Source organism: Ruegeria sp. N10, assembly GCF_056531545.1.
This window is the reverse complement of record NZ_JBQFLY010000018.1, coordinates 52,148-63,740: the sequence shown is the minus strand read 5'-3', so window position 1 is coordinate 63,740 and position 11,593 is coordinate 52,148. Positions and strand designations below refer to the sequence as shown.

11 protein-coding genes are annotated in these 11,593 nt (G+C 57.2%); all 11 read left to right on the top strand.

The features are described from left to right. Positions 1-449 precede the first annotated feature (449 nt). The 11 genes from ACR0JI_RS18720 to ACR0JI_RS18670 all read left to right on the top strand — a co-directional run bounded on the left by ACR0JI_RS18720 (position 450) and on the right by ACR0JI_RS18670 (position 11,259). A complete protein-coding gene (locus ACR0JI_RS18720) occupies positions 450-1,250 on the top strand; it encodes a transporter substrate-binding domain-containing protein (protein WP_480483375.1) in 801 nt (266 codons plus the stop codon). A 72-nt stretch (positions 1,251-1,322) separates the two neighbouring features. Next, positions 1,323-1,985, top strand: coding sequence for an amino acid ABC transporter permease (locus ACR0JI_RS18715; protein ID WP_209507537.1), 663 nt, complete (start codon positions 1,323-1,325; stop codon positions 1,983-1,985). Between the two features lie 11 nt (positions 1,986-1,996). Further along, positions 1,997-2,659 (top strand): amino acid ABC transporter permease, encoded by a 663-nt coding sequence (locus ACR0JI_RS18710; RefSeq protein WP_480495947.1) that lies wholly within the window; start codon positions 1,997-1,999, stop codon positions 2,657-2,659. After that, on the top strand, positions 2,656-3,378 hold the full coding sequence (locus ACR0JI_RS18705) for an amino acid ABC transporter ATP-binding protein (protein WP_480478144.1): 723 nt from the start codon (positions 2,656-2,658) through the stop codon (positions 3,376-3,378). The genes ACR0JI_RS18710 and ACR0JI_RS18705 overlap by 4 nt, the downstream gene beginning before the upstream one ends. Before the next feature lie 37 nt (positions 3,379-3,415). Beyond that, the gene (locus ACR0JI_RS18700) at positions 3,416-4,375 is read left to right on the top strand and encodes a dihydrodipicolinate synthase family protein (RefSeq protein ID WP_480478142.1); all 960 of its coding nucleotides are present in this window, start codon (positions 3,416-3,418) and stop codon (positions 4,373-4,375) included. Then, positions 4,366-5,298 carry a 4-hydroxyproline epimerase gene (locus ACR0JI_RS18695; RefSeq protein ID WP_480478140.1) on the top strand — a complete coding sequence of 311 codons (933 nt, stop codon included), beginning with the start codon at positions 4,366-4,368 and terminating at the stop codon, positions 5,296-5,298. Before ACR0JI_RS18700 ends, ACR0JI_RS18695 begins: the two co-directional genes overlap by 10 nt. 66 nt (positions 5,299-5,364) lie before the next feature. Beyond that, positions 5,365-6,615, top strand: coding sequence for an NAD(P)/FAD-dependent oxidoreductase (locus tag ACR0JI_RS18690; protein WP_480495946.1), 1,251 nt, complete (start codon positions 5,365-5,367; stop codon positions 6,613-6,615). A gap of 15 nt (positions 6,616-6,630) precedes the next feature. Continuing rightward, the gene (locus tag ACR0JI_RS18685; protein WP_480478136.1) at positions 6,631-7,731 is read left to right on the top strand and encodes a cis-3-hydroxy-L-proline dehydratase; all 1,101 of its coding nucleotides are present in this window, start codon (positions 6,631-6,633) and stop codon (positions 7,729-7,731) included. Between the two features lie 8 nt (positions 7,732-7,739). Further along, positions 7,740-8,765, top strand: a complete 1,026-nt coding sequence (locus ACR0JI_RS18680; RefSeq protein ID WP_480478134.1) for a trans-3-hydroxy-L-proline dehydratase — start codon at positions 7,740-7,742, stop codon at positions 8,763-8,765. A gap of 227 nt (positions 8,766-8,992) precedes the next feature. Beyond that, the gene (locus ACR0JI_RS18675) at positions 8,993-9,673 is read left to right on the top strand and encodes a GntR family transcriptional regulator (protein WP_480478132.1); all 681 of its coding nucleotides are present in this window, start codon (positions 8,993-8,995) and stop codon (positions 9,671-9,673) included. A 71-nt stretch (positions 9,674-9,744) separates the two neighbouring features. Then, on the top strand, positions 9,745-11,259 hold the full coding sequence (locus ACR0JI_RS18670) for an aldehyde dehydrogenase (NADP(+)) (protein ID WP_480495945.1): 1,515 nt from the start codon (positions 9,745-9,747) through the stop codon (positions 11,257-11,259). Positions 11,260-11,593: the final 334 nt, after the last annotated feature.

Here is an 11,593-nt window from a genome sequence, read left to right as displayed (position 1 = left end):
CGCTGGAAAAACTCAATCAACTCCTCGACCTGCTCGAAGAACTACAAGCCGTCAAAGTCTGACCGAACGCGCATTTGGCTGCGCGGGTCAGCATTGCCGCTTTTCTTTGAAAGACACAGGCTGGAGTTGCCTGGGCGACCGCACACTCCCATCACAAAAGGTATTCCGTCTCAAGCTGAAATCTCCCCAGCCTCTGAGCACAATGCACCTTCACGTTTGACGACGGGCCACGTTCAGCCAAAAACCTCCAACTCCAGTAGCACATGGTGTCAAATCCATTTGGCCGCCAACGAACGAGGGCCTTCCACGCGGGCCAAGTCAGTCATTTCAATCACATCCAAGAGCCACGACACCTTTTGAAAGCTGGCTTTTCCTGCTCAACAAAATACTGGATGTTGGATACAATATCCTCTATAGCTGCGCGTATCGATTGATTCAGGGAGGATCACATGCTCAAGAAACTCGCCGCACTGGCGGCCCTCACCACTATCACCACAGCTCCTGCGATGGCGGACACGCTGGACGATGTCGTAGATCGCGGGACATTGCGCTGCGGAGTTGTGTTGGATTTTCCGCCAATTGGGTATCGCGACGCGAATAACGAACCGGCAGGCTTTGACGTCGAATACTGCAATGATCTGGCCGCCGCACTTGAAGTTGAGGCCGAAATCCTGCCGTTGACCTGGGCCGAACGCCTGCCAGTGATCGTCACCGGACGCGCAGACGTTGTGTTCGGAGCAACCTCGGACAGCCTTGAACGGGCGCGGACGGTGGGCTTTACCATTCCTTACGCCATCTATTATGCGCAGGGTGTCGTGAATGCCGAAAGCGGCATTGAGACCTTCGAGGATATCCGTGGCAAGCGCGTGGCCGCCGCGATCGGCACCGTGCCCGAGCAGGAATGGCTGAAGATCGCCGCCGAATGGGGCGAAGAAGGCAATTACCAGGGCTACCAGTCCGAGAATGAGGTTTTCCTGGCGGTGGCTCAGGGCAAGGCCGATATCGGCATTACCACAAACACTGCCGTGCTGCCGATTACCCAGCAATATGACACTGTTGTTGCCGGCCCTCGCATGCCATGGACCACCGACTACACTTCGGTTGTAGGCAAGCGCGAAGATGTCACCTGGCTGAACTTCCTGAACCTGTTCGTGACCCACCAGGTGCGATCGGGCCGCTATCAGGAGCATTGGGGTAAATATGTCGGCGGCGAAGCGCCTGAGCTGCGCATTCCCGGCGTAATGTACTGACCCTTTCCTACTCCATGCTTTCGTCCGGCTATGGCCGGGCGAAAGGACCGGTAGATTGCGTGAGGAACACCCGTGTTCGACTATAACTTCCATTGGCGGCCGGTGATGAAAAGCCTGCCGGACCTGCTTGAGGCATCGCTGCTGACGATACAGGTTGCCGTGCTGGCAATGGTCCTTGGCATTATCATCGGACTTTGTCTGGCGCTGACGCGGCTGCACCTGAAAGGTCCGCTTTACTGGTTCGCCTCAGCCTGGGTCGAACTGGCGCGCAATACTCCGGCGCTGTTCCAGCTGTTCTTTTTCGGCTTCGGGCTTGGTGCCTTTGGCCTGCATCTATCGCCGTACTTCATCGTGCTGGCCGGGCTGACATTCAATTGCGCCGGTTATCTGGCTGAAAACTTCCGTGGCGGCTTTCAGGCCGTCCCCGAGACACAGCTACGCGCGTCCCGATCGCTGGGCATGACCGCGTGGCAGGCTTACACACGCGTCGTGATTCCGCAGGTGTTTCGCATTGTCTATCATCCGATCACGAACCAGATGGTCTGGGCTGTTCTAATGTCGTCACTGGGTATGCTGGTCGGCTTCCGGGAATTGTCGGGCGAGACCCAGTTCTTTGCCTCGCGCACTTTCCGAATCTTTGAATATTTCGCCGTCACCGCGGTCATTTATTACGTGATCGTCAAAATCATCCTGCTTGCCTCGCGCCTGCTGGCGTCCCGGCTTTTCCGCTACTGAAGGAGGCACAGATGCAACCCACTGTCAGCTTTTTCAGCGGCTTCAACATCAACGATCTGTGGTTTCTGGGCGAAGCCGCGTTGCGAACGCTCTGGATCTCAATGCTTTCGATTTCCATTGGAACGGTTTTTGGCATGGTGTGCGGTTGGCTTCTGTACGAGGGCAAACTGGCAGCGACCCTGACGTTGGCTCCGGTTCTGGACATTTTCCGTTCGGTCCCTCTGATCATCCAACTGGTGCTGTTTTACAACTTTGCACCAATTGTCGGACTCAATCTGGACCCGTTCGCCTCGGGCGTGGTGATCCTGTCCATCTACACGGCGGCACTGGTTGCGAATGTCGCGCGCGGCGGGATTGAGGCCGTCGGCGATCCGATGCGCCGCGCGGCGCGCAGTCTGGGCATGACCTATTGGCAGGATCTGCGCTATGTCGTCTTCCCGATCGGTGGGCGCGCGGTGTTCCCGTCATGGGTCGGGGTCGCGTTGGGTGTGATGAAAGACAGCGCACTGGTCTCAGTTCTGGGATATGTCGAGCTGCTCAAGGCCAGCCAGATCCTGATCACCCGCACGCAGGAACCGTTCCTGATCCTGACAATCGCTGGCGCGTTCTATTTCGCGCTCAGCTATCCGATTTCGCGGTATTCCGCGTCACTAGAAAAAAGGTGGGCCCAATGATCGAAATTCGCGACCTGCACAAATATTTCGGATCGCTGCATGTGTTGAAAGGCATCGATCTGGATGTGCAGAAAGGAGAAGTTCTGTCGGTGATCGGTGCGTCAGGCTCCGGTAAATCGACCCTTCTCTATTGCATCAACGGGCTGGAACCGATCCAGCAGGGATCGGTCAGGGTTGATGGCATTGATGTTCATGCTAAAGGCACCGACATCAACAAGCTGCGCACAAAGCTGGGGATGGTGTTCCAGCAATGGAACAGCTTTCCGCACCTGACAGCACTGGAAAACGTTGCGTTGGCCCCGAAGATTGTCAAAGGCAAGTCGAGGGACGAGGCGCGTGACATTGCCGCAAAGCAGTTGACCCATGTAGGGTTGGGCGAGAAGCTGAACGTTTTTCCCTCGGCCTTATCGGGCGGTCAGCAGCAGCGACTTGCCATTGCCCGCGCGCTGGCGATGGAGCCGGAGTACATGCTGTTTGACGAAGCAACCTCGGCGCTGGATCCTGAACTGGTGGGCGAGGTTCTCGACACGATGCGGTTATTGGCCGAAGAAGGGATGACGATGATTTGTGTCACGCATGAGATGGGTTTCGCTCGTGATGTATCAGACCGGGTTGCTTTTTTTCATCAGGGCGTGATGGAAGAGATCGGTCCACCCGCGCAGATTTTTAGCGAAGCCCAATCCGAACATACCCGCAAATTCCTGTCGAATGTGCGATAAAAGCCCCCGCCCCAATACAATTAGGAAGGTTACCTTCATGTCCCAGAATATCTTCACCGGCACCATGCCAGCCCTGATGACCCCCTGCAAGCCGGACCGGACACCGGATTTCGACGCGCTGGTGAAAAAGGGCAAGGAAATGATCGAAGCAGGCATGTCCGCCGTGGTCTATTGCGGCTCGATGGGCGATTGGCCTCTCTTGTCGGATGCCGAACGGATGGAAGGTGTCGAACGTCTGATCGCAGCCGGACTGCCCGTTGTCGTCGGCACCGGTGCGATAAATTCGAAATCCGCCGTAGCGCTTGCCGCACATGCGCAAAAAGTTGGTGCGGCAGGGCTTATGGTGATCCCGCGTGTATTGTCGCGTGGATCGTCCATCGCGGCGCAGCGCAACCATTTCAAAGCGATCCTGTCGGCTGCACCTGATATTCCGGCAATCATCTATAACAGCCCGGTTTACGGCTTTGCGACGCGCGCCGATCTGTTCCTGGAACTGCGCGCAGATCATCCCAACCTGGTTGGGTTCAAGGAATTCGGTGGCAAAAGCGATCTGCGCTATGCGGCGGAACACATTACCTCGAAAGATGATCAGGTCACACTGATGGTTGGTGTAGACACCGAAGTCTACCATGGCTTCGTCAATTGCGGCGCCACCGGCTCGATCACAGGGATTGGCACTGCCCTGCCAAAAGAGGCACTTCTGCTGGCGGCCCTGTGTCAGAAAGCGGCAGCCGGTCATGCCGAAGCCCGCCTTCGCGCGCGGGAACTGGAAGAAGCCTTTGGCGTGCTGGCCAGCTTTGACGAAGGCACCGATCTGGTACTGTATTACAAACACCTGCTGGTCCTGAACGGCGAAGAAGAGTACCGCTTGCACTTCAACGAAACCGACGAGTTGACGGATGCCCAGCGCAACTATTGCGAACAGCAATACGACCTGTTCCGCACTTGGTTTACTGATTGGTCCGACCAGGGCGGGGTCATTGCTGAATGCATGTGATTGACAGTCACACCGGGGGAATGCCTACGCGGGTGATCCTCGACGGTGGCCCCGATCTGGGGTCCGGCCCACTGGCCGAGCGTGCACGACGCTTGGCCACCGAGCATGAGGTGTTCTACAAATCCATCTTACTGGAACCGCGCGGACAGCCCGGAATGGTGGGCGCGCTTCTGGTCGCGCCCGAAGATTCAAGATGCGAGACCGGCGTGATCTATTTCGATGCGGATGCCGTTCTGGGCATGTGCGGGCATGGCACCATCGGTTTGGGTGTCACTCTGGCCCATATGGGTCGGATCCGGCCGGGCACGCACCGGGTGGAAACCCCGGTCGGGGTCATCTCGGTGGAGTTGCTGGACGCCAATACCGTGCGCGTCACAAATGTCGAGAGCCGCCGCGTGCGGGCAGCTGTGCAAATTGAGGTCGGCAGCCATGGGTCGATAACCGGCGATCTTGCCTATGGCGGAAATTGGTTCTTCATTGTTGATCCCAGCCCGATCCCGGTGAATCCGGGAAATTTTCGTGCGTTGACAGATCTGACCATCGCCATACGTGAAGCCTGCATCGCACAGGGCGTGCGTGGTGAAAACGGAGAACTGGTCGATCACGTGATCCTACAGGATCAATCCCCCAACAAGGATGTTCACAGCCGCAACTTTGTACTGTGCCCGGACAATCAATATGACCGGTCGCCCTGCGGTACGGGCAGTTCGGCGCGCCTCGCCTGTCTGGCGGAAAACGGGGCGCTGGCCGCCGGGGAAGAGATTGTGCAGGAAAGCGTGATCGGCAGCCCCTATGTGCTGAGCTACCAACCCGGCCCGAACGGGGGTGTCATTCCCACCCTGACCGGGCAGGCGCATATCATGTCGGAAGGCAGGTTGGTTTTCGCGCCGAATGATCCGTTCCGTGATGGTATCGCGCTTTGAAATCAAATCCTGGGACAGACACTGTCCGGTTCCCGACCCCGCACCACTATTTGAGAACCTGAAACCATGCAGCATGACACCAAAACGGACATAGTTGTGATCGGTGCTGGCATCATTGGCATCAGCGCTGCGCTGGAATTGCAAAAGCGTGGAAGGCAGGTGCTGGTGCTGGACCGTGAAGGCGTTGCAGCCGGGGCGTCAAAGGGCAATGCAGGGGCCTTTGCCTTTACAGATATTGTGCCGCTTGCAACTCCGGGGATCATGCGCAAAGCACCAAAATGGCTTCTTGATCCGCTGGGGCCTTTGTCGATCCCGCCCGCTTATGCGCTGAGTATTGCACCGTGGATGCTCCGGTTCTGGCGGGCCAGTTGGCGGGATCGTTATGCTGCCTCACTGTCCGCACAGGCCGCGCTGATGAACCAAAGCCGCTCCGCGCTGGAGCGCCAGATCGCGTATGTTGACGGCGAGGCGCTGATGCAGCGCCAAGGCCAATTGCAGTTGTTCGAGAGTGAGAGAGATTTCCGTGCCAGCCTGCCCACCTGGGACCTGCGCAAGGACCTTGGCATCACGTTTGATCTTTTGGACAGTCCGGATGCAATTGCCGAGATTCAACCCGGACTGAACCGGCGTTTCACCCATGCGGGTTTTACCCCGACATGGATGAATACCGTCGACCCGGCCCGCTGGACGGACCATCTGGCGGCACAGTTCATCGCGCGCGGTGGACAGGTAAGGGTCGCAGAGATCACGGCACTGAAACCAACCGATGACGGCGTGCGTCTCGTCACCGTCATCGGTGACATTTCGGCAGGTCAGGTGATTGTCGCCGCCGGAGCCTGGTCACACCAACTGGCCAAATCCCTAGGGGATCATATCCCGCTAGAGACCGAGCGGGGTTATAACACGACCCTGCCCGAAGGCGCTTTTGACCTGCGCACGCATCTGACCTTTGGGGGGCACGGGTTTGTGGTAACCCGGATCAACGGCGGTGTGCGCATCGGAGGAGCAGTCGAACTGGGTGGATTGAACCTAGCCCCGAATTACCGGCGCGCTGACACGTTGCTGGCCAAGGCCGGGCGCTTCATACCAGACCTGAATCTGGAAGGCGGCACGCAATGGATGGGTTTTCGCCCGTCACTGCCCGACAGCCTGCCAGTGATTGACCGATCCTCGCGCGCACCACAGGTGCTTTATGCCTTTGGTCATGGTCATCTGGGGCTGACCCAGTCCGCAGGCACGGCCGAACTGGTGGCTGATTTGGTCACTGACGCCAAGCCGGTGCTCGATATGTCACCTTTCGCATCCACACGCTTCTAATCTGGAGAACACCTTATGAAAGTCACCGGGCTGAACGTATATCAGGTGAATCTGCCGCTGAAAGAAGGCCGCTATAGCTGGTCCAACGGCAATTTTGTCGAAGTGTTTGACAGCACCGTTTTGGAAATCATCACGGATGAGGGGTTGAAAGGCTATGCCGAATGCTGCCCGCTTGGCTCGGCCTATCTGCCGTCATTCGCGCTCGGCGTCCGGGCCGGGCTGGCAGAGCTGGCCCCGCATTTGATCGGGCAGGACCCACTGAATATCGGTCAGATCAACCGCACGATGGATGCGGCCTTGCGGGGTCATCCTTATGCCAAGGCCCCGGTGGATATTGCCTGCTGGGATCTGCTGGGCAAGGCCACGGAACAGCCGCTTTACACCTTGCTGGGTGGCGCGGCGCAGGACGATGTGGTGCTTTATCGCGCGATCAGTCAGGAAGCACCCGAGATCATGGCCAAAAAGATCGAAGGCTATGCCGCCGAAGGCTACACCAAATTTCAGCTCAAGGTGGGTGGCGAGGCCAATGACGACATTGACCGTATCCACGCCACCCGCGCCGTTCTGAAAAAGACGGACCTGCTGGTAGCGGACGCCAATACCGGCTGGACCCGGCACGAGGCCGCCCGCGTGGTGGGAGCGATTTCGGGTCTGGATGTCTATGTGGAACAGCCTTGTCTGACCTATGAGGAATGCGTGTCGATCCGCCGCCGCACCGCATTGCCTTTCGTGATGGACGAGGTGATCGACACCCCCAACACGCTGGTCCGCGGCATTGCCGAAGACGCGATGGATGTGATCAACCTCAAGATCTCGAAAGTCGGAGGGTTGACCAAAGCCCGCCTTATGCGTGACCTCTGCGTGGCGCACGGCATCCCCATGACGATCGAAGATACCTGGGGTGGTGACATCACCACCGCAGCCATTGCACATCTGGCCCGTTCAACGCCGTCCGAGTTCACATTCTCTGCCACGGATTTCAATTCCTACGGCACGGTGGACATTGCCGAGGGTGCGCCAAAGCGTGTCAACGGCCGGATGACCGCACCCGCCCGTCCGGGTCTGGGCGTTACACCGATTTTCGACGCTCTGGGCGAGCCTGTCGCACAATATTGAGAGATCCGATGCGGAGCAGCAAAACCGTTCATGTCATTTCAGCCCATGCAGAAGGCGAAGTAGGGGATGTTATCGTTGGGGGTGTCGCCCCGCCACCGGGCGATACTCTGTGGGAACAGCGCAGCTTTGTCGCGGGCGACCAGACGCTGCGCAACTTCGTTCTGAACGAACCTCGGGGCGGTGTTTTCCGTCATGTCAATCTTCTGGTGCCCCCGAAACACCCCAAGGCCGACGCGGCCTTTATCATTATGGAGCCCGAAGACACACCACCCATGTCCGGTTCGAACTCGATCTGTGTTTCAACCGTATTGCTGGATGGCGGGATCATTCCGATGCAGGAACCCGAAACTCATATGGTGCTTGAGGCCCCGGGCGGGCTGGTTCGTGTACGGGCGGAATGCAGCGGTGGCAAAGCGCAACGCATTTTCGTGCAGAACCTGCCCAGCTTTGCCGACAAACTGTCCGTCCCGCTTGAGGTACCCGGATTGGATACGATCATGGTTGATACCGCCTATGGGGGTGACAGTTTTGTCGTGGTCGATGCACAGGCATTGGGATTCGAGATTGTCGAACACGAGGCCCGTGACATCGCCCGATTGGGGGTGAAGATCACCAATGCAGCCAATGAACAGCTTGGGTTTTCGCATCCTGAAAACCCGGATTGGGACCACATTTCATTCTGTGCTTTCTGCGGCCCGATCAGCCAGACCGAGACCGGATTAACTGGCAAATCTGCCGTCGCAATCCAACCGGGCAAAGTTGATAGATCGCCCACGGGTACAGCGGTTTCCGCACGCATGGCGCTGATGGCTGCAAAGGGGTTGATGTCGCCGGGTCAGACATTCGAGGCGGTCTCGATCATCGGATCACGGTTCACTGGCAGGATCGTCGATGCCACCGAGGTGGCGGGCCGTGCCGCGATTGTCCCCGAAATAAGTGGGCGCGGCTGGATCTCCGGCATTCATCAACACATGCTTGACCCAGATGACCCCTGGCCTGGCGGGTATCGCTTGTCGGACACCTGGGGTGTCTGACTAAACAGTGCATTGACCGTGCCCGCTCTCAGGGAAAGGCGGTCACAGAAGGTTCCATTCGCACTTGGTCTTACCTCGCTGTCTCAGCAGGGTTGAAACAACATGGATATTGGATGCATTATTAAACGGAGTGTCCTTAATCAGCTTTCTAAGTGGTCGCGTCGCGGCTCAGCTTGGAATAACCGCCGGTAACCGGTAGCTGTACCCAAACAAGTGGCAGGAAAAATATGGCAGGAAAGCGCGCAATAACCAAGCAAAGCCTACCAGATGTCATCGCGAACGATCTTCGTGAGCGGATACTGAATGGTGAACTTGCCGAAGGTGAAGCTATTCGCCAGGAAGCTCTGGCCGAGGAATACGACGTATCGCGGATGCCCATCCGCGAGGCCCTGAAGCGTCTTAACGCTGAAGGCCTGATTCAATGGGCCAATAATCGGGGCGGATCAGTCACTAAACACTCCCTGAATGAAATCGGAGAGATATTCGACCTTCGAATGCTTATTGAAGTCGATCTTTTCCGCAGAGCCATTCCGCAGATGACATCTGCCGACTTTGCACGATGCAACGACATATTGACACAGATGGAAGCGTCTTATGACGAGAATGACGTCGGGAAGTGGGGGATCCTGAACTATCAATACCACTCCGCCCTCTACGCGGCATCGCAGAGGAAACTGACAAATGAATTGCTGGATCGCGTCAATCTGCAATCAGACCGCTATGTCCGAATGCATCTGAGCGTTATGAAGCAGCGGGAACCGGCGAAAAAAGAACATCGAGAGCTGTTGAAACTGGCGCAAGCAGGGAACGTCGACGAAGCCTGTGACATGCTGATGCGGCACATCCGGCGAACAAAGGAACAGCTGCTGGAGATGATCGTGGCAAAACGCGCCATGGAGGAGACCTAACAGGGCGCTTGATTGTCCCCCTTAATTGGATACATTATCCATAACTTTAGAATCGTAGATATGGAACATTCATGACCTGCTCCCCTCATGGTAAGCACCTCATCGCTGGAAATTGGCTTTCAGGTGACACGGTTTTTCAGTCACAGCCCGCTTTTGGATCTTCACACAGTTTTTCGGTGGGGCGTCTTCAGGATGTTGATGCAGCTGCGGAAGCTGCCGAAGAAGCGTTCTGGAGCTATGGTTTTTCGACCCGAGAAGACCGCGCGGCATTTCTGAATACCATAGCAGATGAGATCGAAGCCCACGCCGAGGCGATTACTGCAATAGGCACGCAGGAAACCGGCCTGCCCGAGGCCCGTCTGCAAGGGGAGCGGGGTCGCACATCGGGCCAACTTCGCTTGTTTGCCACACATATTCTGAGCGGTGAGTATCTGGATCGGCGCCACGACGGCCCGTTGCCAGACCGCTCGCCGCTGCCGCGCCCGGATCTGAAAATGATTCAGCGCCCTATTGGCCCTGTCGCCGTATTCGGTGCTTCGAATTTCCCTTTGGCCTTTTCAACTGCAGGCGGCGACACCGCAGCCGCTTTGGCTGCTGGGTGCCCCGTTGTCGTAAAAGGGCACAGCGCTCACCCGGGCACCGGTGAGATCATAGCCGAGGCCATACATGCTGCCATCGAACGCTGCAAAATTCATCCCGGTGTTTTCAGTCTGATTCAGGGGGGTGACCGGACCGTGGGTTCCGCTTTGGTACAACACCCGCTGATCAGGGCTGTCGGATTCACTGGCTCATTGGCTGGTGGTCGGGCACTGTTCGATCTATGTGCCGCGCGTCCTGAGCCAATCCCGTTTTTCGGCGAACTTGGCTCGGTCAACCCGATGTTCATTCTCGATGCTGCGCTGACGAACCGGGGCGACAACATTGCTCAGAACTGGGCGGGGTCGCTGACCATGGGCGCAGGTCAGTTCTGTACCAACCCCGGGGTCGCCGTTATGCTGGCGGGTACAGAAGCGGACCGCTTCGCTGAGACCGCGCGAACCGCCCTGTCAAAGACACCCGCGCAGACCATGCTAACCGACGGCATCGCCGACGCTTATCGAGCTGGTCAGGCAAGGATCGCCAATACAACAGGTGTGCAGGAGGTTCTGACCTCGATGTGTGGCCAACGCACCGCGTCCCCGCACCTGTTTCGCACCAATGCTGTGAACTGGCTGGCAAACGAAACCCTTGGTGAAGAGGTTTTTGGCCCGCTAGGCGTTATTGTGACCGCCGAAACGCCTGACGAAATGCAGGCCGTCGCACACAGCCTGCAAGGTCAGCTGACCTGTACCCTGCATATGGATGATGCGGACATGGACACCGCGCGTTCCCTGATGCCGATCCTCGAGCGCAAGGCCGGACGTGTGCTGGCCAATGGCTTTCCCACGGGCGTCGAGGTCTGTGACAGCATGGTGCATGGCGGCCCCTACCCCGCTTCGACCAATTTCGGTGCCACCTCGGTCGGCACATTGTCAATCCGGCGGTTCCTGAGACCCGTATGTTACCAAAACATGCCGGACGCATTGTTGCCCGAACAATTCCTCTGATCCTTCAACAACACGCTGCAAAAGCATCAAGGCTCATCGCGAGAAAAGCGATGAGCCACGTGCCCTATGCGCGAATTTGACGGGTGCTGCGCTTTGGCCTGTTCAATTGCTTTGCTAAACACCTGCCAGTTAGCCCCACTTACGGCTCTCTTTTCCATTGGTGTTAGCATGTTGTTCATACCTACTGACCATGGCGGAGACCATCGCCCACATATCCGTAAGTGTTTAAGCTGGTAAACGCGGATTAAAAAAACAACTTGCTACAAATACACACCATAATGCATAAATATTGCTAGCATTTTAGAGCATTTGAATAAGAATAACACATTTCTGG

Bases quoted from the DNA above. Each gene is read 5' to 3' on its own strand.
- ACR0JI_RS18720 (WP_480483375.1), top strand. From the start codon at position 450: ATGCTCAAGAAACTCGCCGCACTGGCGGCCCTCACCACTATCACCACA.
- ACR0JI_RS18710 (WP_480495947.1), top strand. From the start codon at position 1,997: ATGCAACCCACTGTCAGCTTTTTCAGCGGCTTCAACATCAACGATCTG.
- ACR0JI_RS18705 (WP_480478144.1), top strand. From the start codon at position 2,656: ATGATCGAAATTCGCGACCTGCACAAATATTTCGGATCGCTGCATGTG.
- ACR0JI_RS18700 (WP_480478142.1), top strand. From the start codon at position 3,416: ATGTCCCAGAATATCTTCACCGGCACCATGCCAGCCCTGATGACCCCC.
- ACR0JI_RS18695 (WP_480478140.1), top strand. From the start codon at position 4,366: ATGCATGTGATTGACAGTCACACCGGGGGAATGCCTACGCGGGTGATC.
- ACR0JI_RS18690 (WP_480495946.1), top strand. From the start codon at position 5,365: ATGCAGCATGACACCAAAACGGACATAGTTGTGATCGGTGCTGGCATC.
- ACR0JI_RS18685 (WP_480478136.1), top strand. From the start codon at position 6,631: ATGAAAGTCACCGGGCTGAACGTATATCAGGTGAATCTGCCGCTGAAA.
- ACR0JI_RS18680 (WP_480478134.1), top strand. From the start codon at position 7,740: ATGCGGAGCAGCAAAACCGTTCATGTCATTTCAGCCCATGCAGAAGGC.
- ACR0JI_RS18675 (WP_480478132.1), top strand. From the start codon at position 8,993: ATGGCAGGAAAGCGCGCAATAACCAAGCAAAGCCTACCAGATGTCATC.
- ACR0JI_RS18670 (WP_480495945.1), top strand. From the start codon at position 9,745: ATGACCTGCTCCCCTCATGGTAAGCACCTCATCGCTGGAAATTGGCTT.